Here is a 26,383-nt window from a genome sequence, read left to right on the forward strand (position 1 = left end):
ACGTCTTGGCGCGCTTCCGGGCGGCTTTATTGCTACAGGCCATTACAAGCCGCGTGCTTGCAAAGTCGCTCTGCTACCTTGCGGCCGCCCGCCCCCTGATCGTTTTCCCGAGCTGTCCGCCATGCCCCACGACCTGTCCGCCGACGATGCGCTGCTCCCCATGAGCGGGCGCGTCTATGTGAGCGGCATCGAGGCCATCGTCCGCCTGCTCTTCGTGCAGCGCTGGCGCGACCGGGCGGCCGGCCTGCGCACCGGCGGCTTCGTCTCGGGCTACCGGGGTTCGCCGCTGGGCGGACTCGACGAGGCCCTGTGGGCCGTGCAGGACCGGCTGGCCCGCGAGGACATCCATTTCCAGCCCGGTGTGAACGAGGACCTGGCCGCCACCGCGATCTGGGGCTCGCAGCAGCTGCACCTGACGGGCGAGAGCGACTTCGTCGGCGTCTTCGGCCTCTGGTACGGCAAGTCGCCCGGCGTCGACCGCTGCGGCGATGTCTTCAAGCACATGGCCCACGCCGGCACGGCCCCGCGCGGTGGCGTGCTGCTGATCGCCGGCGACGACCATGCGGCGTCCTCGTCCTCGCTGCCCGGGCAGAGCGAGCAGCTCTTCATCGCCTCGTCCATTCCCATCCTCTATCCGGCCGGCGTCGGCGAGTACGTCGAGCTGGGCCTGCACGGCTACGCCATGTCGCGCTTCGCCGGCGTGCCGATCGGCTTCAAGGCCCTGGCCGACACGGTCGAGGCCTCGGCCTCGATCGATGCCGACCCGGCCGCCGTCGTCACCGCGGTGCCGGAGGACTTCGTGATCCCGCCCGGCGGCGTGCACATCCGCAGCGCCGCCACCATCACCCAGCAGGCGCGCGACCAGGAATCCCTGATGCAGCGCGTGCGCCTGCAGGCCGTGATGGCCTATGCGCGCCGCAACCGCCTCAACCACGTGGCCGTGGCCGCGCCGCGCGCGCGGCTGGGCGTGGTCGCTTCCGGCAAGGCCTACACCGAGACGCTGGAGGCCCTGGAGCTGCTCGGCCTGCTCGATGCCGGCGAGGACGCCTGCCCGGTGCGCCTGTTCAAGGTGGCCATGCCCTGGCCGCTGGAGCCGACCAGCCTGCTCGACTTCGCCGAGGGCCTCGACGAGATCCTCGTGATCGAGGAGAAGCGCGCGGTCATCGAGCCGCAGATCAAGGAGCTGCTCTACGAGCGGCCCGACGGCCGCCGCCCGCGCGTCGTCGGCAAGTTCGCCGAGCAGCCGGCTGCGCCGCTCGCCAACCCGGACTGGCTGGTCTCGCCCATCGTCGTGCTCTCGGTCTCGGCCATCGCCCGCATCCTGGCCGGCCGCCTCGGCGCCTTCACCGACCCGGCCCCGCTGCAGCAGCGCCTGGCCTGGCTGGATGCGGCCGAGGCCCGCGTCGCCAGCCTGGTGCCGGTGCCGGCGCGGCCGCCCTGGTACTGCGCGGGCTGCCCGCACAACACCTCCACCCGCGTGCCCGAAGGCAGCCTGGCCCTGGCCGGCATCGGCTGCCATGCCATGGCCACGCTGATCTATCCGAAGGAGAACCTCTCCCTGACCCACATGGGCGGCGAGGGCATGCCCTGGCTCGGCCAGGCGCCCTTCTCCAAGCGCGAGCACGTCTTCGTCAACCTCGGCGACGGCACCTACTTCCACTCGGGCTCGCTTGCCATCCGTGCCGCGGTCGCCGCCAAGGCGCGGATGACCTACAAGATCCTCTACAACGATGCCGTCGCGATGACCGGCGGCCAGCCGGTCGACGGCCCGATCGGCGTGCCCGAGATCGTCGAGCAGCTGGTCGCCGAGGGCGTCACCCGCATCGCCGTGGTGGCCGACGACGCCAGCCGCTGGCTCGGCAACCCGGTGCTGAAGCCGCGCCGGGCGCAGGTGCAGCTCAGCATCCACGGCCGCGAGCAGCTCGACGCCGTGCAGCGCACGCTGCGCGACTTCGACGGCCCCTCGGTCCTGATCTACGACCAGGTCTGCGCCGCCGAGAAGCGCCGCCGCAGCAAGAAGACCCCGCCGGCCAAGCTGCCCACCCGCGCCTTCATCAACGAGGCCGTCTGCGAGGGCTGCGGTGACTGCGGCGTGCAGTCCAACTGCGTGGCCCTCAGCCCGCTGCGCACCTCGCTGGGCAGCAAGCGCCAGGTCGACCAGTCGGCCTGCAACACCGACCTGAGCTGCGTGCAGGGCTTCTGCCCGAGCTTCGTCACCGTCGAAGGCGTCACCCCGCGCCGCAAGCCCGCGCGTGCCGCCGAGCCGGCGGCCTTCGATCCGGCCAGCCTGCCCGAGCCGCAGCCGGCCGCGGCCGACGGCGTCTTCAATGTGCTGATCACCGGCATCGGCGGCACCGGCGTCATCACCGTGGGCAAGGTCATCGGCCTGGCCGCGCACCTCGAAGGCCGGCGCGTGTCGGTGCTCGACATGACCGGCATGTCGCAGAAGAACGGCGCGGTCAGCTCGCATGTGCGCATCGCCGGCCACGGGGCGGAGATCCGCGCGCCGCGCATCTCGCCCGGGCAGGCCGACCTGCTGATCGGCTGCGATGTGCTGACCGCCGCCGCGCCCGACAGCCTGCGCTGCCTGCAGCCCGGCCGCACGCGGGCCGTGCTCAACAGCTTCGAGCAGGTCACCGGCAAGTTCGCGCAGGACGCCGAGTGGCGCTTCCCCGCCGAGACCGTGCGGCGCCTCCTCGGCGAGGCCGTCGGGGGCCGGCTGGACTGGATCGACGCGACCACGCTCGCGCAGAAGCTCTTCGGCGATGCGATCGGCGCCAACCTCTTCCTGCTCGGCTTCGCCGTGCAGCAGGGCGGCCTGCCGCTGCCGGTGGCCAGCCTGCTGCGCGCGATCGAGCTCAACGGCGTGGCCGTCAGCGCCAGCAAGGCGGCCTTCCACTGGGGCCGGCGGGCGGCGGTCGACCTGGCCGCCGTGCAGCGGGCGGCCCTGCCGGTGCAGCCCATGGTGCTGCACCGTCCGCCCAGCCTCGCGGCCCTGCTCAAGGAGCGCGAGGCCTTCCTCACCGCCTACCAGGACGCCGCCTACGCCGCCAGCTACCGCGCCTTCGTGGACGGCGTGGCCCAGGTGGGCCGCGAGCGAGCCGGCGCGGCCGACCTCGACCGCCTGCTCCGGGCCGTGGCCGAAGGCCTGTTCAAGCTGATGGCCTACAAGGACGAGTACGAGGTCGCCCGGCTCTACAGCCACCCCGATTTCCGCGCCCGCCTGGCCGAGACCTTCGAGGGGCGGCCGCGCCTGAGCTTCCACCTGGCCCCGCCGCTTTTCGCGCGCGCCGGCCCGGACGGACGGCCGCGCAAGATCCGCTTCGGCGGCTGGGTCGAGGGGGCGATGCGCGGCCTGGCCCGGCTGCGCCGGCTGCGCGGCACCGTCCTCGACCCCTTCGGCCACACGGCCGAGCGGCGCGAGGAGCGCCAGCTCATCGTCGACTACCGCCAGAGCCTCGAACAGGCCCTGGCCTGCGGTGCCGAGCTCGACACCCTGCTGGCCCTGGCCCGCCTGCCCGAGCGCATCCGCGGCTACGGCCCGGTCAAGCAGGCCGCGCTGCGCGAGGTGCGGGCCGAGTGGGCCCGGCTGCTCGCCAGCCTGCCGCCGACCCAGGGCGGTTCGGCCAGCAGCCCGTCCGGCGGCAGCCAGAGCCGGACGCTGGCCCCGGCGGTCGCGCCGGCCATCGTCGAAGCCGCCTGAGCGGGCGTCAGCCCCGCGCAGCGGCTGCGCCGGGCGCCGCTGCTACGATCCTTCGACGATGCGGTGCCGGCCCCGGCGCCGTGGCCCTTTTCCCCCGCGAGGAGTCGATCGTGTCCAAGTCCAAGCGCCCGGCCGGCGCCGCCCCCCAGATCAACATCGGCATCAGCGACAAGGACCGCGCGGCCATCGCCGCCGGCCTGTCCAAGCTGCTGGCCGACACCTACACGCTCTACCTGACCACGCACAACTTCCACTGGAACGTGACGGGGCCGATGTTCAACACGCTCCACACCATGTTCATGGCCCAGTACACCGAGCTGTGGAATGCGGTGGACCCGGTGGCCGAGCGCATCCGCTCGCTCGGCCATCCGGCGCCCGGCAGCTACGCTGCCTTCGGCCAGCTCAGCAGCCTGTCCGATGCGCCGACCGAGCCGCCCAAGGCCCTGGAGATGGTGCGCATCCTGGTCGAGGGCCACGAGGCCGTGGCCCGCACCGCGCGCAGCCTCTTCCCGCTGGTCGACAAGGCCGGCGACGAGCCCAGCGCCGACTTGCTCACCCAGCGCCTGACCGTGCACGAGCAGACCGCCTGGATGCTGCGCAGCCTGCTGGAGGAGTAACGCGACCTGCGACCGAAGCCGGTCGCAGGTCGCTCTGATCCCCCGATTCCGCTCTTGCCACGCGAACCATGACCAGTGATCTGTTCGACCGTATCGTCGTCATCAACCTGCCTGATCGAGCTGACCGGCGGCGTGAAATCGATGCCCAGCTCCAGCGCATCGACCTGCGGCTCGGTCAGGGGGTGGTGAAGCTGTTCGCGGCGGTGCGGCCTGACGATGCCGGCGACTTCCCATCCCGGGGGGCCCGCGGTTGTTTCCTCAGTCATCTCGGCGTGCTGCGCGAGGCTCGTGAGGCGGGCGTACGGCGCCTGCTGATTCTGGAAGACGATTGCGACTGGGTTCGGGGACTCGATGCAGCCACCTGGCGGACCGCTTGGTCATCGGCCGAAGGCATGGGCTGGGACATCGCCTATGGCGGCCATCAAGCGCTGCATCTGCCACCGGTTGCCGACCGCTGGCAGGCAGTGGATTCCCGAGCTCCTGTGCAGACCACGCATTGCTTGGCCTTCAGCGCCCGGGGCATCGAGCGAGCCGTGGTCCATCTCGAAACCATGATGGCTCGCAAGCCGGGTGACCCCCGCGGTGGCCCCATGCACGTGGACGGTGCCTACACCTGGCTGCGCACGGATCACCCGGACCTGCGCACCGTGGCGGCGGTGCCCCCGCTGGCAGACCAGCGACCCTCACGGACCGACATACACGATCTGCGCTGGTTTGACCTGACTCCCGGGGTGCGTACCTTGGTCAGCCTGCTCCGTCGACTGCGGCACCGCCTGCGCCGATGAGGGGTGTGAGCCCTTGGGCCGCAACAGCGGCCCGCGTGCGGGTTCAGGTACGAGCTGTGTCCAGCGTCCGGCGCCGCGCGAAGGCGCCCAGGGCCAGCAGGCCCCCGGCCATCAGGGCGTAGGTCGAGGGCTCCGGCACCGGGCTGAGCTGGAACAGCGAGGTCGTGCCGGCCACGCCGTCGACGGCCTCGTTGGCCACGGCCAGGTAGTAGTTCGGGCCGATCTTGAAGCCGCTCAGGCCCTCGGGGGCCAGGTCGCCCTGGCCGACGATGAAGTCGAGGAAGCTGACCTGGGTCGGGTCGGTGATGTCGAAGACGGCGACGGCCGAGGTGGTCGTGCGCTCCAGGCCGATGAAGGCGAAGGTGCGGCCCTCGATGTCGAGCAGGGTCACGCCCTCGGGTTCGACGCCCTTGTTGTCGCTGCGGCCGTCATCGTAGAGGCCGCGAGCGATGGCCTCCGCATCGAGCAGGTTGCCGCTGTCGTAGACCAGCTGGCCGTTGGTGTCGCGGATCGAGAAGCTGCGGCCGCCGAAGGTGAGCAGGTCGCCACGCACCGATTCCACGTTCGACAGGGTCAGGCGCGACAGCTCGCTGCCCTCGGGCACCAGCTCGACCGAGGCATTGCCGGCCGAGCCGCGGCGCTCGTCCGTGCCGTCCTCGCGCGAATCGCCTTCGTTGGCCATCACCAGGAAGGTCTTGCCGCCGGCCTCGTAGGCGGCGATGCCGTCGGGCTGGTAGAGGCCCTTCACGTTCGCGCTGCGCAACTCGATGCGGCCATCCTGGTCGTTCGGGTCGATGGCGTTGCCGGGCAGGCTGAAGTCCTTCAAGCCCAGGCCGACGACCTTCTCGAAGCTCTGCGTCTGCAGGTTCAGCACCGCCAGGCCATTGGCTTCCTGCAGCGTGACGTAGGCCCGGGTGCCGGTCTTGTCGACGGCGATGTATTCGGGTTCGGGGCCCATCGGGCTGAAGTTCGGTCGCGTCGCGGTGCTGCCGCTGGTCGGGAACTGGCGCAGGCTGCTCCAGCCGGGCAGGGCCGGGTCGAGGTTCACGGTGTTCACCGTGCGGCTGGCCACGTCGATGATGCTGACGCCCCCGACCGGGTCGACCGCGCCGGTCGGCGTGGCCTCGTTGGCCACCAGCACGCGGCTGCCGTCGGGGGTGAAGGTCAGCATGTCGGGCAGGGCGCCCACGGTGAGCGCGGCCCCGCTCTGCGTGCGGGTCGCGGTGTCGTAGAAGACGACGCTGCCGGGGCTGGTGCGGCTGCTGCTGTTCTCGATCGCGAAGGCCGCCTTGCCGCCGTGGATGGCCACGCTGTTGATCGTGCCGAAGCCGCTCACGTCGATGTGCTGCAGCAGGCTGCCGGTGCTGCGGCTGAGCACGTCCACGCCCTTCACGCCGGCCACCCAGAGGGTGTCGGTCAGCGCGTCGTAGGCCACGATCTCGGCCTTCTGGCCGGCCACGCCGGTGGCCGCGTGGTCGTACTGCCAGACGCGCTGGGCACGCAGGCCCTGGGCCTGGGCGGCTGTCATCAGCAGGGCCGCGCCCAGGCCCGCGAGGGTCAGGGGCAGCAGACGAAGGGAGGGGGGCGTACGGCGCATCGGCAGTCCCGGCAAGGCATGTGGCAAAGCACCCGAGCTTGGTGGCCGCGCGTGACAGCGTGGTGACAGCGCCCCTCCTCGCCGGCGTTCAGGCCTCGGCCCACTGCCGCAGCAGGTTGTGATACACGCCGGTCAGGCCGACGGTGGCCTCGGTCTCGCCGAGCTGCTCGCGCAGGCCCATCAGGTGGCGATCCAGGTCGAAGAGCAGGCGCCGCTGGTCTTCCCCCCGCACCATGCTCTCGACCCAGAAGAAGCTGGCCAGGCGCTCGCCGCGCGTCACCGGCTCGACGGCATGCACGCTGGTGCCGGGGTAGAGCAGCAGGTCGCCGGCCGGCAGCTTCACACGCTGCTCGCCGAAGCTGTGCTCGATCACCAGCTCGCCGCCGTCGTAGCTTTCGGGCGCGGCCAGGAAGAGCGTGGCCGACAGGTCGGTGCGCACCGACTGGCCCCGCAGCGGGCCGTGGCGGATCAGGCGCACGCCGTTGTCGATGTGCTTGCCGAAGCGGTTCATGGCGCCGCCGTAGCGGTTGAACAGCGGCGGGTAGATCTTGCGCGGCAGCGCGGCGCTGAAGAACAGCGCGTTCTCGGCCAGGCCGTCGAGCACCAGATCGCGCAGCGCGGCACCGGCCGGGTCGTCCTCGGCGATCTGCAGATTGGACTTGACCGCCCCGGACTGCGGCCCGGCCGTCGCCCGGCCATCGATCCAGCGGGCCTCGCGCAGCAGGGCCTGTGCCTGGGCGAGGCGTGTGCCCTGCAGGACGGCGGGGATGTGCAGCAGCATGGCGGAAGGCTCCGGAAAGGGGGCGGATCGGGGCCCGGCCCGGCGTATGCCGGGCCGGGTTCGGGCTCAGAACTTGAGCCCCAGGGTCAGCAGGGCGCTGCGGGTCGGGCCGGGCACGGTGAAGCCGCGGTAGATGCCGTCGGCATAGACCTTGTCGGTCAGGTTGCTGACCAGCAGCTTGGCGCGCCAGGGGCCGGCGTTGTATTCGAGCAGGGCATCGGCCTTCACATAGCCCGGCGCACGGTTCACGCCGGCCTCGGCCTGCGCCGGCACGCGGTCGCTCATGCCGTCGGCGCCGAGGCCGACCCGCCACTTCGGCGCGAAGGCCCAGGTGACGAAGACGTTGCCGGTCCAGCGCGGAGTCAGGCCGCTGTCCTTGCCGACGGTGGCCTGCGAGGTGGCCGAGCTGCCGGCCTCGTCGATCTTGCCGCGCATGTAGGCGATGCCGCCGAAGATCTCCACCGTCGGGTGCGGCCGGCCGGCCAGCTCGAACTCGACGCCGTCGGTGTGCCGCTTGCCGTTGAGCAGGTAGGCGTCGGCGGCCTGGTCGACGTCGGTGTTGCGCTCGTTGTACTTCTCGGTGCGGAACAGCGCAGTGCGCAGCGACAGGTCGCCGTCGAGCAGGTCCCACTTCGCGCCGATCTCGAGGTTGCGGCTCTTCTCGGGGGCGGTGTTCGCGCTGCGGTCGTCGAACTGGTAGAGGTCGCCCGAGGCATTGAAGGAGGTGCCGTGCGAGACGTAGTAGCTCGACGCCGCGTCGGGCTGCCACAGCAGGCCCTCGCGGTGGCTCCACATCGCGTCCTTGCGTTCGAGCGGGCCGCCGGTGCGGCGCTCGTAGTCGGCGCTGAAGCGGTCGTGGCGCGCGCCGAGCATCAGCTTCCACTGCGGTGCGATCTGCACGGTGTCCTGTGCATAGACGCCGAAGGTGTTGGCCTTGAACTGGGTGTTGCGCACCTTCACCCGGGTGTCCACCAGGGCCGCCGTGCCGCCGGTGTCGGCCCAGGTGATGGTGCCCTTGGCCGGCGTGCCGGTGTAGGCGAAGGTGGTGGTGTCCTCGTGCGCGAATTCGGCGCCGGCCAGCAGCTCGTGCTTCAGGCCGAACCAGCTGGCGCGGCCGCTGTAGTCGGTCTGCAGGAAGCGGTGGCGGTCCTGGCCGGCGCGGGTCTGGTTGCCGCGGCTGATGCGCGAGGCGTCGGTGATGGCGTCCTCGCTCGTCACGCCCGTCAGGCCGGCGGTGGTCGCCCACAGATCGCGCTTGTAGCGGCCGTCGCGGAAGCTCGTCTTGAGTTCTCCGCCGTTGTCGAAGCGGTGCAGCCAGGTGAAGAACACGCTGTTGGCCGAGTCGTTCTGGTAGTCGGAATCGCTGCCGTACCAGCGCTCGGCGGCCCTGGCCACCGGCCGGCCGTTCAGCCAGCGGAAGCCGAAGTCCGGCACGTCCTGGTAGCTGAGGTGGTAGGCGCCGACGCTGAACTCGTTGCGCTGGCCGATGCCCCAGCGCAGCGTCGGCGCGAAGCCTTCGCGGTGGGTCTCGGGGCCGTTGCGGAAGCTCTCCGCATCGGTCTTCATCACGTTCAGCCGCAGGGCGGCGTCCTCGCCGAGGCGCCAGTTGAAGTCGCCGGTCACGCGGCGGTAGTCGTGGCTGCCCAGGGTCAGGTCGGCCTCGTGCTGGGTCAGGCCGAAGGGCTGCTTGCTGGCCTGGTTGATGATGCCGCCGGTCGAGCCGCGGCCGTAGAGCATCGAGGATGAACCGCGCAGCAGCTCCACCCGGTCGAGGTTGAAGGTGTCGCGGTTGTACTGCGCGATGTCGCGCATGCCGTCGAGGAAGATGTCGCCCCGGGTCGAGAAGCCGCGCAGGCGGATCAGGTCGCCGATCGCGCCACCCTCGCCGGCCTCGAAGGCGATGCCGACCGCGCCGTGCAGCGCGCTCTTGAGCGTGTCGAGGTTGCGGTCGTCCATCAGCTTCTCGGGGATCACCGTCACCGATTGCGGGATGTCGCGCAGCTCTTGGTTGCCCTTGCCGGCGGTGGTGTTCACGGCCTGGTAGCGGGTCTTGCTCGGCGGCGGGCCCTCGGCCTCGGCCCGCACCTGCACCGAGGGCATGCGCGGCGGTTCCGCCGCGGCGCTCTGGGTGCTTTCCGCTGCGGTCTGCGCGCTGGCCGGCAGGCCGAAGCCGGCCAGGCCGAAGCCGGCGGCCATCGCCCCCAGCGGCAGCAGGCGGCGCGTGGCCCGTGTCCGGGTCGCGGGGCGTGCCGGTGTGGGCAGCGCGCGCAGTGCGTGCCGCAGGGCCCGGGTCAGCGGGTGCAGGGAAGGGGTGTTCATGGCCAGTCTCCGAGGAAGGTTTGCAGGGGTCCGGGGCTCGGTGGCTGGCGTGTCCCGCCCCGGTCTGTCGGGGGGGGGGCTGGGGCGCCTGGGGCGCCCGCGGGCTGGCGGGGAACGGATCCGGGGATCAGGGAAGAGGGGTGGGGGGCGAAGCCGGCGGCCCGCGGTGGCTCAGGGCGCGGGCTGGCTGACAAAGCCGATGCGGGCCAGGCCGGCGCGCGAGGCGTCGCCCAGGGTCTCGGCCACCAGCCGATAGGCCACCGCCTCGTCGGCGCGCAGCTGCAGCAGCGGCTGCGGCTGGCGCTGGGCGGCCTCGGCGAAGCGGGCGGCGGCGGCCTCGCGGCTCAGGGCCTGGCCGTTCCACAGGCGCTGGCCCTCGGCGTCGATCGCAAAGTCGATGCGCTCGGGCTCGGCCTTGAGCGGCTCGGCGCTGACCTTGGGCAGCTGCAGCGCCACCTGGTGGGCGGCCAGCGGGGCGGCCAGGATGAAGATCACCAGCAGCACCAGCATCACATCGATCAGCGGGACCATGTTGATCTCCGCCAGTGGGGCACCGCTGCGCGAGCGGTCGAAATTGCCGAAGGCCATCGGGGGCTCCTTGCGGGGGTCGGACTCAGGCCGGCTGGGCCGAGCGGGCGACGCGGAGCGGGGCCTGCGAGGGTGCCTCGGCCGGGCCGCGGCCCAGTGCCGCGCCGGTGGCCACCAGGCTCATCAGCTGATGCGCAAAGCCGTCGAGCCGGCCGGCCAGCAGGCGGTTGCCGCGCACCAGCACGTTGTAGGCGATCACCGCAGGGATCGCGACGGCCAGGCCCAGGCCGGTCATCACCAGGGCCTCGCCGACCGGGCCGGCGACCTGGTCCAGCGTGCCCAGGCTGCCGGCCGAACCGATGCCGATCAGGGCGTGGTAGACGCCCCAGACCGTGCCGAAGAGGCCGACGAAGGGCGCGGTGGCGCCGACGGTGGCCAGCAGGGTCAGCCCGTGCTCGGCGCGCAGCGCCTCCTCGTCCAGACCCTGCTTGATCGCACGCTCCACGAAGTCGTGCAGGCCGCCGGCCTCGGCCAGGCGCCTGGCATCGCCCGCGCCGTGGGTGTCGTGATGGGCGCGGGCCTCCAGCGCGCGCAGGGCCAGGCGGCCGAAGGCCTCTTGCGGGGCCGTCTCGGCCAGCTCGCGCCCGGCGGCAGCCAGCGAGGGCGCCGCCCAGAAGCGCGCCAGGAAGGCGCTGCCGCGCTGGCGGCCGCGCCAGCGGGCCAGGGCCTGCACGGCCATCACCGTCCACGAGGCCACCGACATCAGCAGCAGGACGACGAAGAGCGTGCGGCCCACCGCATCGGTGCTGGCCAGCAGGTGGGCCAGGCCCAGGGGGTTGGATTCGGTCATGGGGAGGCTCCGGAAAGCGAACGGGGCGAAGCAGGAAGGGAAGGGCGGGCGCGCCTCAGCGGCCCAGCACGAAGTCGATCGGCGCCAGCACCCACACGCCGCGGGCCGGGGCCTGCGGCGGCGGCTCGAACAGGGTCTGCGCGGCCGCGGCCAGCGCGGCGGCATCCAGGCGCGGGTGGCCCGAGCTGGTCTCGATCCGCCATTCGCGCGGCCGGCCCAGGGCATCGACCAGGATGCGCAGCATCACCGTGCCGGCCTCCTGCTGGCGGCGCGACAGCAGCGGGTAGGACGGCGCGGGGGCCTGGCGATAGCGCAGGGCGCCGGGCGGCAGCGGCGTGGCCTCCTGGGCCGGTGCGGGGGGCGGGGCCGGGCGCGGCGACGTGTCGGCAGGCACCGGGCCGGGCCGGGTCTCGGCCGCGGCGACCGGGCGGGCCGGCGCTGCCGGTGCGGGCTCGGCGACTGCCTGGGGCAAGGGCGGCGGGGCCACGTGCTCCTGCTCGGCCAGGGGTGCGGGCTCCGGTGTGGCCAGGGGTGCCGGCGGCTGGGGCTGGGGCCGGGTCACCGGGCGGGGCGCCGGCCGGGGCGGCTCCGGCAGGGCGCGTGCGGTGGCAGCCGGCACCGTCGGCGGGGCGAGCAGCACCGCCTCGACCACCGGCCGCAGCGGCGGGGCCTCCGGCGCATCCAGCCCCAGGATCAAGCCCAGGCCCAGCAGGCCGTGGGCCAGCAGCACGGCCAGCGTCAGGCCGGAAACCGCCGGGCGCGACAGCGGGGCGGCATGGGCGGCGTGAAGGGCGGAGGCCTGGGCGGCGGACATCGTGTGGGGCGGCGGGAGGACGACGGGGTGGGGGCGGGCCCGCGCCAGGGACGCAGGCCGATCCGGTGGCAGGCCGCGCATCAGGCGCCGCGGATCGTGTTGCGAATCATTCGCGAGTGTATTTGAGAATGATTCGCGTTGGCAAAGTTGTCAGAAGCTCGCCACAGCCGCTCCGCGTCCCCCGCCCTTCCCTTGCCGCCCGCCGCCCTGCCACCCGCCGCCCTGCCGTCCTGCCCCGGCCCCGGCCCCGGCCCCGGCCCCGGCCCGACAATCGCCCCATGCTGCATTTCGACCTGCTCGCCACGGAGGGCCATGCCCGCCGCGGCCGCCTCACCCTGGCCCATGGCGTCGTCGAGACGCCGGTCTTCATGCCCGTCGGCACCTACGGCACGGTCAAGGGCATGACGCCGCGCGACCTGCATGCCATCGGCGCGCCCATCATCCTGGGCAACACCTTCCACCTCTGGCTGCGGCCGGGGCTGGACGTGATCGGCGCCTTCGGCGGCCTGCATGCCTTCGAGGGCTGGGACAAGCCCATCCTCACCGACAGCGGCGGCTTCCAGGTCTGGTCCCTCGGCGAGATGCGCAAGATCAGCGAGGAGGGCGTGCGCTTCGCCTCCCCCGTCAACGGCGACAAGCTGCTGCTCACGCCCGAGGAAAGCATCCGCATCCAGACCGTGCTGAACAGCGACATCGTCATGCAGTTCGACGAGTGCACGCCCTACTGGAAGCCCGGCAGCAGCGCCGCCAGCGTCAAGGGCCTGAGCCCGCAGGAGGCCGCCGGCCACATCACCACCGAGGCCGAGGCCCGCAGCTCCATGGAACTGAGCCTGCGCTGGGCCCGGCGCTGCCAGGAGGCCATGGGCCGCTTCGAGAACCCCAACGCCCTCTTCGGCATCGTCCAGGGCGGCATGTTCGAGGCCCTGCGCGAGGAAAGCCTGGCCGGCCTGGAAGCCCTGGACCTGCCCGGCATCGCCGTGGGCGGCCTCAGCGTCGGCGAGCCCAAGGCCGAGATGCGCCGCATCCTGGCCCACCTCGGCCCGCGCCTGCCGGCGCACAAGCCGCACTACCTGATGGGCGTGGGCACGCCGGAGGACCTGGTCGAGGGCGTGTCCATGGGCATCGACATGTTCGACTGCGTCATGCCCACCCGCAACGCCCGCAACGGCCACCTCTTCACCCGCTACGGCGACCTCAAGCTGCGCAACGCCCGCCACCGCAGCGACCCCGGCCCGGTGGACCCGAGCTGCGCCTGCTATGCCTGCGCCGGCCCCAGCGGCGTGCCGGTGGCGCAGGGCGGCCCCGGCGGCTTCAGCCGCGCCTACCTGCACCACCTCGACCGCTGCGGCGAAATGCTCGGCCCCATGCTCGCCAGCATCCACAACCTGCACTACTACCAGCAGCTCACCCGCGAAATGCGCGCGGCGATCGAGGCCGGGCAGTTCGCGGCATGGCGGGCGAGCTTTGCGGCGGATCGGGGGCGGGGGGTGTGAGGAGCCGCCCGCGGCGCCCGGCCTTCAGCCCCGGCCCGCCCCGGCGCCCTGCACGACGGGACAGGCCGCATCCGCCACCAGCTCATAGGCGGTGCTGCGGCCTCCCCCTGGGGCCTTGCGCAGCACGCCAAGCGCCAGCAGCTGCGTGATGTCGCGCAGCGCCGTGTCGTTCGAACACTTCGCGATCGCCGCCCACTTGCCGCTGCTCAGCTTGCCCTCGAAGCCATCGAGCAGCCGGTTCAGCAGCTTCACCTGCCGCCCGTTCAGCGGCAGCCCTGCCCAGCCTTGCCAGCAGCGCGCCTTGCGCAGCACCGCATCCAGGACGCCCTGGGCATGGGCCAGTGCCCGGCCCAGCGTGTCCAGGAACCAGGCCAGCCACGCGCTCACTTCCAGGCTGCCCTTCTGGCTGCGTTCGAGCACGGCGTAGTAGTCCTTGCGCTCGCGCTGGATCTGGGCCGAGAGGCTGTAGAAGCGCTGAGGGCTGCCGTCAGCCCGGGCCAGGAACAGATCCCCCACGGCCCGGGCGATGCGGCCATTGCCATCGTCGAAGGGATGCAGCGTCACGAACCACAGGTGCGCCAGTCCCGCCTTGATCAGCATGGGCTCGCCCGTATCGGCCTCGGCCCAGGTCAGGAAGCGCGCGGTCTCGGCCGCCAGCGCCTCGGCCGGTGGTGCCTGGAAATGGACCGTACGCCGCCCCGGCGGACCGGAAACCACCTGCATGGGCCCGTCGACGTCGCGGCGCCACTGCCCGACGGCGATGCGGCTCATGCCGGAGTAGCCGGTCGGAAACAAGGCTGCGTGCCAGCCGAACAAGCGCTCGGCCGTCAGGGGCGCGGCGGCTCGGGTGGTGGCGTCGAGCACCATCTCCACCACGCCTTCCACATGCCGATCCACCGGCGCCACGGCGCCCAGGTCCACGCCCATGCGGCGCGCCAGGGAAGAGCGCACCGAAAGCAGGTCCAGCGCCTCCCCTTCGATCTCGCTGGTCTTGACCACGTCCTCGCTCAGCGCATCCAGGCTGGCCTGCGCACGCAGGGCCAGACCGACATCGGCCAGCCGCCCCAGCAGCAGGCCCTGCGCACGGCTGACCTCGGCCAGCCGCCCGCTGAGCGCGCCGAGGTCGTAGCGCCACCGCGGCCAGTCTTCCGCTTCCCAGATGTAGGTTTTTTCACCGCTTTTCACGCGGTGATTAAACGCCGCGATCGCCGCAAAGGCAAGGCCTTGGCCGCATTCGCTGAGGTCGTGCGCGCCGCACGCCCGCGTCCAGCGGAAGCGCATCGACTGCCGCAACGCGGTCCGGCGCTCAAGCCGTGAACGAGGGCGAATTCAGGTGGATTCCGCGGCAGGTGGGCTGCCTGCCGCCAAATCCTCGGGTAACGGAGCAGCCTGGCCACCCGGGCGCGTCAGCATCAGCCGGTCCGCCGTGGCCGTCAGCACCACGGGGTCGCCCGCGGACAGATCGAGGCGCCTCAGCACCTCGTCGGGCAGGACGAGGCCAAGTTCTGCGCCCACGGGGACGATCTGTAGCGGGGTCATGGTGCAAGGCCTCCATTCTGGAAGGGCGGTATCTTGCGGGCTTTTCGAGCTGCCGCCCACCTTGCCATGACCCTCGACACCGTTGAACTCCTCGCCGGCCCGGCCGGCGCCGCCCCTGTCGCCACCGTGATCGTGCTGCACGGCCTGGGGGCCGATGGGCATGACTTCGTGCCGGTCTGCCGCGAGCTGGATCTCTCGGCCCTCGGCGCGGTGCGCTATGTGCTGCCGCACGCGCCCAAGCGGCCGGTGACGATCAACGGCGGCTACGTGATGCGGGCCTGGTACGACATCCGCGAGGCCGATCTGCTGCGCCGCGAGGACGAGGCCAGCCTGCGCGAATCGCAGGCGCTGGTGGATGCGCTGATCGCGGCCGAGATCGCGCGCGGCGTGCCCGCCGAGCGCATCGTGCTGATGGGCTTCTCGCAGGGCTGCGCGATGACGCTGATGGCCGGCCTGCGCCAGCCCAACCGCCTGGCCGGCCTGGTGGGGCTGTCGGGCTACCTGCCGCTGGCGGCGACCACGGCGGCCGAGCGCCATGCGGCCAATGCGGCCACGCCGGTCTTCCTGGCCCATGGCGACTGGGATCCGATCATCCCGATCGCACGGGCCGAGGCCTCGCGCGACCAGCTCGCAGCCCTGGGCTACGCGGTCGAGTGGCAGCGCTACCCCATGCCTCACTCGGTGAGCCCGGAGGAGATCGAGGCCATCGAGGCCTTCCTCCTGCGCGTGTTGGCCGCGCCGGCGGCCTGAACCCGCGGGGCGGGTCGGTCCGGCCCCGCGACCCGGGGCCGGCGGACCGGCGAATGGCACGGGCGCCGGCCCACCCGGCCCGCCGGCTCAGCGCTCCAGCGGCACCTTGACCGTGCCCTGCACGGTCACAGCCGGCAGCAGCAGGTCGCGCGACAGGCTGCTCGCGTACTGCAGGTGGGCGCCGTGCAGCAGCAGGCCCAGGGTCTCGTCCGGGGCCAGGCGTTCGGCCACGCCGACCATGGGCAGGGTGTGGCGCTTCAGGCCACGCAGCGGGGTGAGCTGTTCGTCGATCAGGCGTGGCGCCTCGCTGCCGCGGCGCGCGCCCCAGCCGACCAGCACGATGGGGTCGCAGCCCAGCTGCAGGTCCAGCAGCGGGTCGGCGGCGGCGCCGAGCCGGGCGCGCACGCAGGGCGTCAGCGCGGCCAGCGGGGCGCTAAGGCTCAGGTCGAGCTGGCCGATGCCGGCCAGGATGCGGCGGTCGGCCGGCAGGCCGCTCAGGGGCACGAAGACCGGCGCGACCAGGCTGCCCGCGCCCGTCAGGCCCTGGGCCAGCGGCACGCTGCGCGCCGGCAGGCTGGCGGTCACGAGGTTGGCGCCGGCCAGGCGGGCGGGGCTCAGCCACAGGGCCTGGTCGGGCGCGAGGGAGAGGCAGACCTCGCTGCGCAGCCGGGCCAGGTCGGCGGCCACGGCCGCGCTCGGCGCGGTGGCGGCGGGCGGCTGCAGCTTCTCGTTGAGGAAGGCCAGGGTGGCATCCAGGCGGTCGAGCCGGCCGCAGCGCTCGGGGCCGGCCGGGGCCTGGGTGTCGGGCAGGCGCAGGCCCAGGGCGGCCAGACGGGCCTGCAGGGCGGCGCTGGCCGGGCTCAGCGGGCCCAGGGCGTCCAGCACGGTGGCGCTGCCGGGCAGGATGTGGCCGCCCTCGTGGCTCAGCAGCCGCACGTCGCCGCCGCGGGCGCGGTAGCCCTGGAAGTTGGCGAAGCCGGCGTTGAAGTTGAAGAGCGTGTCGCGCACGCCCTGGCTGAACAGGATGCTGACGGGCGGCGGCGGCACGGCCGGAAAGTCGTAGCCCAGGCTGCCCGACAGGCCGGCGCCCAGGAAGCGCATCGGCGTCTGCTGCGCGGCCGGCAGGCCGTCGAGGAAGTACTTGGCCGAGTGGTAGTAGAAGAAGGGCAGGGCGCCGGCCGGGAAGGTGTTGGTCGCCACGCCGCGCACCAGGGTCTCGCGGATCAGCGGGTCCAGGCCGCCGATCAGCTTCTGGCTGGCGCCGCTCTCGCCCAGGGCCACCAGCAGCGCGACCCAGGCGGTCTTGATGACGCCGTTGGGGTTCAGGCTGTCGCGCAGGTCGTGCGGGGTGATGTCGGGCGTCAGCGCGTCCAGGCGGCGCTTCGCATCCAGGTTGTGCAGCAGCAGCTGGAACATGCCGCCGTAGCTGCCCCCGGTGGCGCCGGCCACCAGGTTGTGGCCGCCGCCGGGCTGGGGGTCGTGGGCCAGGAAGTCGAGGTGGGTCTCGGCCCAGTCCAGCACCTGCAGCAGGTCGCGGCCGTCGGTGTTGGGGTCCATCACGCGCACCGTGCCGCCGCTCTCGCCGAAGCCGCGCAGGTCGAGGCTGATCACCACATGGCCCTGGGCCTGCAGGCGCTCCAGGAAGGTGCCGGCCGGGTCCACCGTCCGCGAGCCGCCGAAGCCGTGGCCGTGCAGCACCAGGGGGTGGCCGCGCTGGCAGTCGAAGACCTTGGGCTCGATCAGCTCGAAGACGATGGGCTGGCCGCTCTGGGCGGAGGTGAGCTGCACGCGGTGGTGGCGTCCGCCCGCCAGGCCCTGCAGCCGCGCGCAGGCGGGCAGGGCGGCCGAGCTGGCGTCGCGCTGCAGCAGCAGGTCCGGGCGCTGGGCGCCCGTCAGGCGCACTCCGGCGCCGAAGCCCGCGGCCTCCGCCGCGCCGGGGGCCAGGGCGCCCGCCCCCAGGCTCAGGCCCAGCCCGAGGACCAGGGCCGCCCCCGGCCGCCGCAGCCGCGACGCCGGGAGCCCGGGCGGGCGGGTGGCCCGATCGACGGGTCGGGACGGGGACGGGCTGAAGGGCAGGCGGGCCATGGCGGATCCGGAAGGCGTCGGTCGGCCGAAGCACTGTAAGCAGATGCGTCAGGCGTCGGCCCTGCGGAAAACGCCGGGCCGGGGGCGCGCCGGCCCCGCGTTTCGCCCCTGCCGCGCCGCGGGGGGCGGTGCTACAAGCGGCCGCCTGTCGATTTGCGAGCCCGCCCTGCCCATGCCGCCCCGTGCCCCCGTTCCCCTGCCGTCCCCGCTGGCGCAGGATCTGATCGCCCTGGCCCAGGCCGGCCGCTGGCCGCAGCTCGAAGCCCAGGCCCGCAAGGCCCTGGGCAAGCATCCCGAGGCCCTGCTGCTGCACAACCTGCTGGGCAGCGCGCTGAACGAGCAGGGCCGCCATGCGGCCGCCGTCCACAGCTTCCAGCGCGCGGTGCAGCTGGCGCCGCAGGCGCCCGAGCTGCGCTTCAACCTGGCCGTGGCCCAGGCCGCCGCCGGCCAGCTGGCCGAGGCGGTGGCCAGCTACCGCGCGGTGCTGGCGGCGCGGCCGGAGCTGACGGTGGCGCACTACAACCTGGGCACCACCCTGCAGCGCCTGGGGCGGCTGGAGGAAGCCGAGGCCGCCTTCCGTGCCGCCCTGGTGCAGGCCCCGGAGGCCGTCGAGACCCTGGGCAACCTCGGCGCCGTGCTGCAGGCCCGGGGCCGCCTGGACGAGGCCATCGAGCACTACCGCGAGGCCCTGCGCCGCCGCGAGCTGCCGCGCCTGCGCCACAACCTGGGCACCGCGCTGCGCAGCCAGGGCCGGCTGGACGAGGCGGTCGAGGCCTTCGAGGCCGCCCTGCGCGGCGCCCCCGAGCCGGCCCTGGCCGCCGACACCCACACCCGCCTGGGCGAGACCCGCTGGGACCAGGGCCGGGTGGACGAGGCCGTGGCCGCCTACCGCGCCGCGCTGGCCATCGACCCCGCGCATGCCGCTGCGCACTACGCCCTCGGCGTGGTCGCCTTCGACGGCGGCCAGTTGGACGCCGCGCTGGCCTGCTTCGAGCAGACCTCGCTGCACGACGCCGCCCAGCGCCGCCTGGATCTGCTGTACCGGCTCGGCCGCCGCGAAGCCTTCCGCACGCAGCTGGCGCAGCAGCTGGCGGCGGGCCCGCACCGCGCGCCCTGGGTGGCCACGCTCTCGGCCCACCACGCCCACGAGCACGGCCTGCCCGATGCCTGCGGCTTCTGCCCCGAACCCTTCCGCGCCCTCCACCACGGCCGCCTGGCCCCGCTGGCCGAGGCCGACAGCCCGCTGCGCGCGGCCCTGCTGCGCGACCTGCGCGAGGCGCGCATGGCCGAGCGCAAGCAGGGCCGGCTCCACCACGGCGTGCAGTCCGCCGGCCATCTGTTCAAGCGGCCCGAGGCCTCCTTCCGCACCCTGGCCGAGCTGCTGCGCGGCGCCTTGCAGGCCTACCGCGCCGGCCTGGACCCGGCGCTCGGCGTCTACGCCCGCGACTTTCCCGCCGAGCCCGTCTTCAGCGGCGCCTGGTCGGTGGCCATGCGCCGCGGCGGCCACCTGAGCGCGCACATCCACGAGGAGGGCTGGCTGTCCGGCGTGGTCTACCTGCAGGTGCCCGAGCCGCCGCCGGGCCGCCAGGACGGCGCCATCGCCTTCGGCCTGGACGGCAACGGCTACCCGCGCCAGCGTGCCGACTGGCCCGAGACCGTGCTGCAGCCCCGGGCAGGCGACGTGGTCTTCTTCCCGTCCTCGCTCTTCCACCGCACCCTGCCCTTCGATGGCGAGGTCGAGCGCATCTGCATCGCCTTCGACCTCGCACCCGCCTGATCCGGGGGGCTGCGTGAACGCTTTTGCTGCATTGCCGCAAAGTCCGGTCCGCCCGCGGTGGCTCGGCGCACAATGCGCCTTCCCTGGCTGATCCGTCTGCCCTGTGTCCGCAAACCATGACCCCCAGGCCAGCCGCGCCTCGCTCGCGGCGGCCGCCCTCGCCGCCATCGGCGTGGTGTACGGCGACATCGGCACCAGTCCGCTGTACGCGCTCAAGGAGGTCTTCAACCATGGGCATGTCGAGTTCACGCCCGAGAACATGCTGGGCGTGCTCTCCCTCGTGTTCTGGACGCTGACCGTCATCGTCTCCTTCAAGTACGTCGCGCTGATCCTGCGCGCCGACAACAACGGGGAAGGCGGGCTGATCGCGATGCTCGCGCTGGCCTCCACCGCGGTGAAGGACAAGCCCCGCCTGCGCAATGTGCTGCTGATGCTCGGCATCTTCGGCACCGCCATCTTCTACGGCGACGGGGTGATCACGCCGGCCATCTCGGTGCTCTCCGCCGTCGAGGGCCTGGAGGTGGCCGCGCCCGGCCTGCACCGCTGGGTGCTGCCGCTGACCCTGCTGGTGCTGACCGTGCTGTTCGCCGCGCAGCGCTTCGGCACCGCGGCGGTGGGCCGCTACTTCGGGCCCTTCACCGCCGTGTGGTTCGCCGTGCTGGCCCTGCTCGGCCTGATGCACATCGTGCAGAACCCGGCCGTGCTGACCGCGCTGAGCCCGCACCATGCGATCGGCTTCATCCTGCGCCATCCCGGCACGGCCTTCTTCGCGCTTGGCGCCATCGTGCTGTGCGTGACCGGCGCCGAGGCCCTGTATGCCGACATGGGCCACTTCGGCAAGCGGCCCATCCGCATGGCCTGGTTCTTCTGGGTGATGCCGGCCCTGGTGCTGAACTACTTCGGCCAGGGCGCGATGCTGCTGGCCCATCCCGAGAACATCAAGAACCCCTTCTACGAGATGGCGCCGACCTGGGCGCTCTATCCGCTGATCGGCATGGCCACGGTGGCCACCGTGATCGCCTCGCAGGCCCTGATCACCGCGGCCTTCTCGGTGACCAAGCAGGCCATCCAGCTCGGCTACCTGCCGCGGCTGCGCATCCTGCACACCTCGGTCAAGTCCACCGGCCAGATCTACATCCCCTTCGTGAACTGGGGCCTGTATGCCGGCATCGTGCTGGCGGTGGTGACCTTCGGCTCAAGCACCAAGCTGGCCGCGGCCTATGGCATCGCGGTGACCACCGACATGCTCATCACCACCGTGATGACCTTCTTCGTGATCCGCCACGCCTGGGGCTACCCCTGGCTGCTGTGCGTGCTGGCGACGGTCTTCTTCTTCGTCGTCGACGCGCTCTTCTTTGCCGCCAATGCCGTGAAGATCCTCGACGGCGGCTGGTTTCCGCTGCTGATCGGCGGCTTCATGTTCACGCTGATGATGACCTGGAAGCGGGGCCGGGCCCTGATGGCCGACCGCCTGCGCGACGATTCGATCGACCTGCGCGGCTTCCTGGAATCCGTCTTCCTCAGCCCGCCGCTGCGCGTGCCCGGCACGGCCGTCTTCCTCAGCGCCGAGAAGGACGTGACGCCCAATGCCCTGCTGCACAACCTCAAGCACAACAAGGTGCTGCACGAGCAGAACCTGTTCGTGACGGTGCAGCACCACGAGGTGCCGTGGATCGGTTTCGACCGCCGCGTGCAGGTCGAGCCGCTGGGCCACGACTGCTGGCAGGTCACGCTGCACTTCGGCTTCAAGAACGACCCCGACGTGCCCGAGGCCCTGCAGCAGCTCGTCGGCCGCGGCTGCCAGCTCGACGACATGGAGACCAGCTACTTCCTGAGCCGCGACATCGTGATCCCCTCGGTCGGCTCGGGCATGGCGCTGTGGCGCGAGAAGCTCTTCGCCAGCATGCATCGCAATGCCGCGGCCGCGGCGGACTTCCTGAACCTGCCGACCAACCGCATCGTCGAGCTGGGCTCCAAGATCGAGATCTGAGCCGCCGCCCGCCGCCGCGCGGGGCCTTCGCGCCCGGTGTAGGGTGCCGGCCCTGACCCTGGGAGACCTGCTTGGACCTGCTCTTCGTCGCCGACCCGCTGGAAAGCTTCAAGATCGCGAAGGACTCGACCTTCGCCATGATGCGTGCCGCCGCCGCCCGCGGCCACCGCCTGATGGCCTGCACGCCGCGCGACCTGATGTGGCAGTCCGGCGGCCCGGTCACCGCCTACGTGCGCGACCTCAGCCTCACCGGCACCGAGGCCCCGTGGTTCCAGGCCGCCCAGCAGGCGCCCGACGAGCGGCCGCAGCCGCTGGCCGAGGTCGACGCGGTGATCATGCGCAAGGACCCGCCCTTCGACGCCGAGTACCTCTACGCCACCCACCTGCTGGAGCAGGCCGAGCGCGAAGGCGCCCTCGTGCTGAACCGCCCGCGTGCGCTGCGCGACCACCCGGAGAAGCTCGCGATCCTCGAGTTTCCGCAGCTCATCCCGCCGACCCTGGTGACGCGCGACGCGGCCGACATCCGGCGCTTCCACGCCGCGCACGGCGACCTCATCCTCAAGCCCCTGGACGGCATGGGTGGCATGGGCATCTTCCGCGTGCGCGAGGACGGCCTGAACCTCGGCAGCATCGTCGAGACCCTGAACCGCCACGGCGCGCAGACGGTGATGGTGCAGCGCTTCGAGCCGGCCATCGCCCAGGGCGACAAGCGCATCCTGCTGATCGAGGGCGTGGCCGTGCCCTGGGCCCTGGCGCGCATTCCGCAGGGCGGCGAGGTGCGCGGCAACCTGGCGGCCGGTGGCAAGGGCGTGGTGCAGCCGCTGACCGACACCGACCGGCACATCGCCGAGACCCTGGGCCCGGTGCTGGCCGCGCGCGGCCTCACGCTGGTGGGCCTGGACGTGATCGGCGAGCGCCTGACCGAGATCAACGTCACCAGCCCGACCGGCTTCCAGGAAATCACGAAGGCCAGCGGCCTGGACGTGGGCGGGCTGTTCATCGACGCCGTCGAGCGTCGGGTGCAGGCCGCCCGGGCTGCGCGCTGAGTCCCCTCGCCGCCCCGCCCATCCCGGCCTTGCCGCGACGGGCGGGCCGATGCGGCCGGGCCAGGGACAATCCGGCTTCACTGGAACGGATCCCATGGCCCTGCTTTCGCTCACCGACGCTCAACTCGCCTACGGCCACTGGGCCCTGCTCGACCGCGCCAGCCTCAGCCTGGAGGCGGGTGAACGGCTGGGCCTGATCGGCCGCAACGGCACCGGCAAGTCCTCGCTGCTCAAGGTGCTGGCGGGGCTGGAGAAGCTCGACGACGGCCTGCTCCAGCAGCAGCAGGGCCTGCGCCGCCACTACCTGCCGCAGGAGCCGAGCTTCGCGCCCGAGGCCACCATCTTCGACGCGGTGTCCGAGGGCGTGGCCGAGGCCAAGGCCCTGCGCGCGCGCTACGAGGCCCACCAGGACGGCGACGACCTCGACGCCCTCCAGACCCGCATCGAAGCCCTGGACGGCTGGACCTGGGAGCAGCGGGTCGACGCCACCCTGCAGCGCCTGGCGCTGGATCCGGCGCGCCGGGTCGACAGCCTGTCCGGCGGGCTGAAGAAGCGCGTGGCCCTGGCCCAGGCCCTGGTGGCCCAGCCCGACGTGCTCTTCCTCGACGAGCCGACCAACCACCTGGACCTGGAGGCCATCGTCTGGCTGCAGGAGCTGCTGGCCGAATGGCGTGGCGCGCTGATCGTGGTGACCCACGACCGCAGCTTCCTCGACGCGGTGGCGACCCGCATCGTCGAGCTGGACCGCGGCATCCTGCGCAGCTACCCCGGCCGCTACAGCGCCTACGAGGCCACCAAGCAGCGCGAGCTGGAGGCCGAGGCCCTGCTCAACGCGCGTGCCGACAAGCTGCTGGCGCAGGAGGAGGTCTGGGTGCGCCAGGGCGTCGAGGCCCGCCGCACGCGCAGCGTGGCCCGCATCGGCCGGCTCGAAGGCCTGCGCGCGGCGCGCGCTGCCCGGCGCGAGCAGGTGGGCCGCGTCAAGCTGGACCTGGACGCCGGCGAGCGCAGCGGCCAGCTGGTGGCCGTGCTCGAAGGCGTCAGCAAGGCCTGGCCGCGGCCCGACGGCAGCCTGCGCCAGGTGGTGCGCGGGCTGGACCTGACCGTGCTGCGCGGCGACCGCCTCGGCATCGTCGGCCCCAACGGCGCGGGCAAGACCACGCTGCTCAAGCTCATCCTCGGCAACCTGTCGCCCGACGAGGGCGTCGTCCGCACCGGCACCAAGCGCACGGTGGCCTACTTCGACCAGCTGCGCGAGGTGCTGGACCCCGAGAAGACCCTGGCCGAGACCATCAGCCCGGGCAGCGACTGGGTCGAGATCGGCGGCACGCGCAAGCACGTGATCGGCTACCTCGGCGATTTCCTGTTCCCGCCGCAGCGTGCCAATGCGCCGGTCCGCACCCTGTCGGGCGGCGAGCGCAACCGCCTGCTGCTGGCCCGGCTCTTCGCGCAGCCGGCCAATGTGCTGGTGCTGGACGAGCCGACCAACGATCTCGACATCGAGACCCTGGAGCTGCTGGAGGAACTGCTGTCCAGCTACCCCGGCACCGTCTTCCTGGTCAGCCACGATCGGCGCTTCGTCGACGCGGTGGTGACCAGCGTGCTGGTCGCCGAGGGCGCCGACGGGGAGGGCCGCTGGAAGGAATACGAAGGCGGCATCGAGGACTGGCTGGCCCAGTCGCGCCGCGCGGCGGCGCTGCAGGCCACGGCGGCCAAGGCCGCGCGCGGGCTGCCTGCGCCGGCGCCGGGAGGCCCCGCCCTCGCCCCCGCGTCCCCGCCGCCGGCCGCTGCGCCGGCCGTGGCCCGGCGCAAGCTCAGCTACAAGGAGCAGCGCGAGCTGGATGCACTGCCCGATCGCCTGGCCGCGCTGGAGGCCGAGCAGAAGGCGCTGGAGCTGCGGCTGGCCGATCCCGGCCTGTATGCCGCCGTCGGCAGCACCGAGTACGCGGCCCTGCAGGCCCGCCATGCGGCGCTGGACGAGGAACTGCTGGCCGCCCTCGAACGCTGGGAGGCGCTGGGCGGCTGAGGCCGCCGCGGCGCGTGCGCTGGGCTCAGCGCTCCGGGCCCAGCAGGGCGCCGAACCAGGCGCTCCAGGTCAGCGCGACATGGGAGCGCGTCACGATCAGGCCCGACTGCAGGTAGAGCCCGTTCAGCAGCCGGCGCGCCTGGGCCGGCTCCATGCCGGGCCAGGCGGCCACCGTCTCCACGCTGACCGGCTGGTCGCGCAGGCGCCGCAGGGCCTCGCGCCAGGCCGGTGGCGCGTCGCCCGGCAGCTGGCTGTCGGGGGTGCAGCGGTACAGCGCGGGCCCGGCGATGCCGGGCAGCAGGGCTTCACGGCCGCCAAGCCGGGCCAGGGTCCAGGCCAGGCGAGCCAGCGGCTGGCAATCCGCGCCGGCGGCCTGCGGCTCGGCTTCCGGGGGCTGCTCGGGCGCGGCATCGGGCAGCAGGGGCAGGTTCAGCTCGAAGTCCACGTCCAGGGGATTCAGCGGCAGCAGATCGGGGCCCAGCGGCCCGGTCAGCAGCGGGCCGTTCCCGCGGGCCGGCGGATGCCGCCGCTCCGGGGCCTCCGGGGACGACGCTTCGCTGTTGCGGCCCGGCCGGCCGGGCGGGCGCAGCGCAGCGGGCTCGACCTCGATCAGGCGCAGGCGCTCGAAGGGCAGGCCCCAGAGCTGCGCCGCGCTGAGGGGGGCGTGCACCAGGCGTTCCCGCGGGAACAGGGTCAGGGGCAGCACGTGGTCGTCCCACTCCAGCTGCAGCGTGGCGGCGCAGCCATGGCGCAGACAGGCGGCCAGGGCTTCGAGCAGGTCGGCCGGGCGGCCTTCGTCGCCACCGTGGGCCAGGTCGGCATAAAGCGAGGGGCTGATCCCGCGCAGCCGCGGGTCGACCGGCGGGGCCCCCGCAGCCGGCGTCAGGCCGCGGCGGTAGTCGCTGGCGCGCCACAGCTCGGGTTCGCCCATCGGCACGGTCGGTTCATCCATCCCCGCACTCTATCGGCCGCGGCCCGTCGAGGTGTATCCAGCCGAAGCGCCTGCAGCGCGCCGGAGCGCACGCGACACTGTGCGGATGCCCCTGGACGATCTGCTGGCCCTGTTGCTGCTCGCAACGACCATGACCTTCACGCCCGGCCCGAACACCGTGCTGGTCACGGCCCTGGCCGCCCGCCACGGCCTGCGCGCGGCCCTGCCCTTCTGCCTGGCCGTGCCCAGCGGCTGGCTGCTGCTGATGGCGGCGGTGGCCGGGGGCGTGGGCGCGCTGGTGGCGGCCGAGCCGGCCTTGCGCGGGGCACTGAAGCTGCTCGGCCTGGCCTATCTGCTGAGCCTGGCCTGGCGCCTGGCCCGGGCCGACGGCGGGCCGGCCGCCGCGGCCGCCCGGGAACGGCCCCTGGGCTACCGCGAGGGCGTGCTGCTGCAGTTTCTGAACGTGAAGGCCTGGATGTTTGCGCTCACCCTCAGCGCCGGCTGGGCCCTGCCGCGGCCGGGCGAGCTGGACACCGCCCTGCCGCGTCTGCTGACCGTGCTGGGGGTGATGGCCGTCTACGGTTTCGCCAGCAACTTCAGTTACGCCGCCCTCGGCGCAGCCCTGCGCGGCTGGCTGGCCGGCGGCCCGGTGCCCGGGCGCCGGATGCGGCGCTTCAACCGTGCCTCGGCCGTCCTGCTGGCGTTGACGGCGCTGTGGATGCTGCGGCATTGAGGGCCCGACGGCCCGGCCCCGC

General features: G+C 72.9%; 20 protein-coding genes. 10 read left to right on the plus strand and 10 right to left on the minus strand.

The window, feature by feature from the left end; genetic code table 11:
* The first annotated feature begins 121 nt into the window (after positions 1-121).
* From H4F90_RS07565 to H4F90_RS07575, 3 genes are all read left to right on the plus strand, one after another.
* Complete coding sequence (locus H4F90_RS07565; protein WP_182663156.1) at positions 122-3,703, plus strand: indolepyruvate ferredoxin oxidoreductase family protein; 3,582 nt, start codon at positions 122-124, stop codon at positions 3,701-3,703.
* A gap of 110 nt (positions 3,704-3,813) precedes the next feature.
* The gene (locus H4F90_RS07570; protein WP_182663158.1) at positions 3,814-4,320 is read left to right on the plus strand and encodes a Dps family protein; all 507 of its coding nucleotides are present in this window, start codon (positions 3,814-3,816) and stop codon (positions 4,318-4,320) included.
* A 68-nt stretch (positions 4,321-4,388) separates the two neighbouring features.
* On the plus strand, positions 4,389-5,105 hold the full coding sequence (locus H4F90_RS07575) for a glycosyltransferase family 25 protein (protein ID WP_182663160.1): 717 nt from the start codon (positions 4,389-4,391) through the stop codon (positions 5,103-5,105).
* A gap of 43 nt (positions 5,106-5,148) precedes the next feature.
* On the opposite strand, the gene H4F90_RS15565 is transcribed toward H4F90_RS07575, so the two are convergent.
* From H4F90_RS15565 to H4F90_RS15745, 6 genes are all read right to left on the minus strand, one after another.
* Positions 5,149-6,702: a choice-of-anchor I family protein gene (locus H4F90_RS15565; protein WP_235972110.1), complete on the minus strand. Its 1,554-nt coding sequence runs from the start codon at positions 6,700-6,702 to the stop codon at positions 5,149-5,151.
* 88 nt (positions 6,703-6,790) lie between these two features.
* The gene (locus H4F90_RS07585; RefSeq protein ID WP_182663162.1) at positions 6,791-7,483 is read right to left on the minus strand and encodes a Fe2+-dependent dioxygenase; all 693 of its coding nucleotides are present in this window, start codon (positions 7,481-7,483) and stop codon (positions 6,791-6,793) included.
* 66 nt (positions 7,484-7,549) lie between these two features.
* Positions 7,550-9,802 carry a TonB-dependent receptor gene (locus H4F90_RS07590; RefSeq protein WP_182663164.1) on the minus strand — a complete coding sequence of 751 codons (2,253 nt, stop codon included), beginning with the start codon at positions 9,800-9,802 and terminating at the stop codon, positions 7,550-7,552.
* Between the two features lie 171 nt (positions 9,803-9,973).
* Positions 9,974-10,390, minus strand: coding sequence for an ExbD/TolR family protein (locus H4F90_RS07595; RefSeq protein WP_182663166.1), 417 nt, complete (start codon positions 10,388-10,390; stop codon positions 9,974-9,976).
* A gap of 25 nt (positions 10,391-10,415) precedes the next feature.
* Complete coding sequence (locus H4F90_RS07600; protein ID WP_182663168.1) at positions 10,416-11,180, minus strand: MotA/TolQ/ExbB proton channel family protein; 765 nt, start codon at positions 11,178-11,180, stop codon at positions 10,416-10,418.
* Positions 11,181-11,235: 55 nt separating this feature from the next.
* Positions 11,236-11,994 (minus strand): TonB family protein, encoded by a 759-nt coding sequence (locus tag H4F90_RS15745; RefSeq protein ID WP_182663170.1) that lies wholly within the window; start codon positions 11,992-11,994, stop codon positions 11,236-11,238.
* A 278-nt stretch (positions 11,995-12,272) separates the two neighbouring features.
* Here H4F90_RS15745 and tgt point away from each other — a divergent pair, with 278 nt between their 5' ends.
* Positions 12,273-13,487 carry a tRNA guanosine(34) transglycosylase Tgt gene (tgt, locus tag H4F90_RS07610; protein ID WP_182663172.1) on the plus strand — a complete coding sequence of 405 codons (1,215 nt, stop codon included), beginning with the start codon at positions 12,273-12,275 and terminating at the stop codon, positions 13,485-13,487.
* A gap of 24 nt (positions 13,488-13,511) precedes the next feature.
* On the opposite strand, the gene H4F90_RS07615 is transcribed toward tgt, so the two are convergent.
* Positions 13,512-14,672 (minus strand): Fic family protein, encoded by a 1,161-nt coding sequence (locus H4F90_RS07615; RefSeq protein ID WP_182663174.1) that lies wholly within the window; start codon positions 14,670-14,672, stop codon positions 13,512-13,514.
* Positions 14,673-14,816: 144 nt separating this feature from the next.
* Entirely contained in the window at positions 14,817-15,026 is a 210-nt protein-coding gene (locus H4F90_RS07620) for an AbrB/MazE/SpoVT family DNA-binding domain-containing protein (RefSeq protein WP_182663176.1), read from the minus strand.
* A gap of 66 nt (positions 15,027-15,092) precedes the next feature.
* Between H4F90_RS07620 and H4F90_RS07625 the strand changes: the two genes are divergently transcribed.
* Positions 15,093-15,776, plus strand: a complete 684-nt coding sequence (locus H4F90_RS07625; protein WP_182663178.1) for an alpha/beta hydrolase — start codon at positions 15,093-15,095, stop codon at positions 15,774-15,776.
* A gap of 87 nt (positions 15,777-15,863) precedes the next feature.
* Here the strand turns inward: H4F90_RS07625 and H4F90_RS07630 are convergent, their stop codons facing one another.
* Positions 15,864-17,861 carry a CocE/NonD family hydrolase gene (locus H4F90_RS07630; RefSeq protein WP_182663180.1) on the minus strand — a complete coding sequence of 666 codons (1,998 nt, stop codon included), beginning with the start codon at positions 17,859-17,861 and terminating at the stop codon, positions 15,864-15,866.
* Between the two features lie 172 nt (positions 17,862-18,033).
* On the opposite strand from H4F90_RS07630, the gene H4F90_RS07635 reads away from it, so the two are divergent.
* From H4F90_RS07635 to H4F90_RS07650, 4 genes are all read left to right on the plus strand, one after another.
* The gene (locus H4F90_RS07635) at positions 18,034-19,638 is read left to right on the plus strand and encodes a tetratricopeptide repeat protein (RefSeq protein ID WP_182663182.1); all 1,605 of its coding nucleotides are present in this window, start codon (positions 18,034-18,036) and stop codon (positions 19,636-19,638) included.
* A 103-nt stretch (positions 19,639-19,741) separates the two neighbouring features.
* A complete protein-coding gene (locus H4F90_RS07640) occupies positions 19,742-21,628 on the plus strand; it encodes a potassium transporter Kup (RefSeq protein ID WP_182663184.1) in 1,887 nt (628 codons plus the stop codon).
* 71 nt (positions 21,629-21,699) lie between these two features.
* Complete coding sequence (gshB, locus tag H4F90_RS07645; RefSeq protein ID WP_182663186.1) at positions 21,700-22,674, plus strand: glutathione synthase; 975 nt, start codon at positions 21,700-21,702, stop codon at positions 22,672-22,674.
* 94 nt (positions 22,675-22,768) lie between these two features.
* On the plus strand, positions 22,769-24,697 hold the full coding sequence (locus H4F90_RS07650) for an ATP-binding cassette domain-containing protein (RefSeq protein WP_182663188.1): 1,929 nt from the start codon (positions 22,769-22,771) through the stop codon (positions 24,695-24,697).
* Positions 24,698-24,722: 25 nt separating this feature from the next.
* On the opposite strand, the gene H4F90_RS07655 is transcribed toward H4F90_RS07650, so the two are convergent.
* Positions 24,723-25,649, minus strand: a complete 927-nt coding sequence (locus H4F90_RS07655; protein WP_182663189.1) for a hypothetical protein — start codon at positions 25,647-25,649, stop codon at positions 24,723-24,725.
* Positions 25,650-25,734: 85 nt separating this feature from the next.
* On the opposite strand from H4F90_RS07655, the gene H4F90_RS07660 reads away from it, so the two are divergent.
* Entirely contained in the window at positions 25,735-26,361 is a 627-nt protein-coding gene (locus H4F90_RS07660; RefSeq protein WP_182663191.1) for a LysE family translocator, read from the plus strand.
* Positions 26,362-26,383 lie beyond the last annotated feature (22 nt).

This window comes from Aquariibacter albus (assembly GCF_014145335.1).
In the GTDB taxonomy this organism is placed as follows: Bacteria; Pseudomonadota; Gammaproteobacteria; order Burkholderiales; family Burkholderiaceae_C; genus Aquariibacter; species Aquariibacter albus.

Coding starts and splice junctions, on each gene's coding strand:
- H4F90_RS15745 (WP_182663170.1), bottom strand. CDS start 11,994: ATGTCCGCCGCCCAGGCCTCCGCCCTTCACGCCGCCCATGCCGCCCCG.
- H4F90_RS07620 (WP_182663176.1), bottom strand. CDS start 15,026: ATGACCCCGCTACAGATCGTCCCCGTGGGCGCAGAACTTGGCCTCGTC.
- H4F90_RS07565 (WP_182663156.1), top strand. CDS start 122: ATGCCCCACGACCTGTCCGCCGACGATGCGCTGCTCCCCATGAGCGGG.
- H4F90_RS07575 (WP_182663160.1), top strand. CDS start 4,389: ATGACCAGTGATCTGTTCGACCGTATCGTCGTCATCAACCTGCCTGAT.
- H4F90_RS15565 (WP_235972110.1), bottom strand. CDS start 6,702: ATGCGCCGTACGCCCCCCTCCCTTCGTCTGCTGCCCCTGACCCTCGCG.
- tgt (WP_182663172.1), top strand. CDS start 12,273: ATGCTGCATTTCGACCTGCTCGCCACGGAGGGCCATGCCCGCCGCGGC.
- H4F90_RS07635 (WP_182663182.1), top strand. CDS start 18,034: ATGCCGCCCCGTGCCCCCGTTCCCCTGCCGTCCCCGCTGGCGCAGGAT.
- H4F90_RS07650 (WP_182663188.1), top strand. CDS start 22,769: ATGGCCCTGCTTTCGCTCACCGACGCTCAACTCGCCTACGGCCACTGG.
- H4F90_RS07660 (WP_182663191.1), top strand. CDS start 25,735: ATGCCCCTGGACGATCTGCTGGCCCTGTTGCTGCTCGCAACGACCATG.
- H4F90_RS07655 (WP_182663189.1), bottom strand. CDS start 25,649: ATGGATGAACCGACCGTGCCGATGGGCGAACCCGAGCTGTGGCGCGCC.
- H4F90_RS07585 (WP_182663162.1), bottom strand. CDS start 7,483: ATGCTGCTGCACATCCCCGCCGTCCTGCAGGGCACACGCCTCGCCCAG.
- H4F90_RS07600 (WP_182663168.1), bottom strand. CDS start 11,180: ATGACCGAATCCAACCCCCTGGGCCTGGCCCACCTGCTGGCCAGCACC.
- H4F90_RS07625 (WP_182663178.1), top strand. CDS start 15,093: ATGACCCTCGACACCGTTGAACTCCTCGCCGGCCCGGCCGGCGCCGCC.
- H4F90_RS07630 (WP_182663180.1), bottom strand. CDS start 17,861: ATGGCCCGCCTGCCCTTCAGCCCGTCCCCGTCCCGACCCGTCGATCGG.
- H4F90_RS07590 (WP_182663164.1), bottom strand. CDS start 9,802: ATGAACACCCCTTCCCTGCACCCGCTGACCCGGGCCCTGCGGCACGCA.
- H4F90_RS07595 (WP_182663166.1), bottom strand. CDS start 10,390: ATGGCCTTCGGCAATTTCGACCGCTCGCGCAGCGGTGCCCCACTGGCG.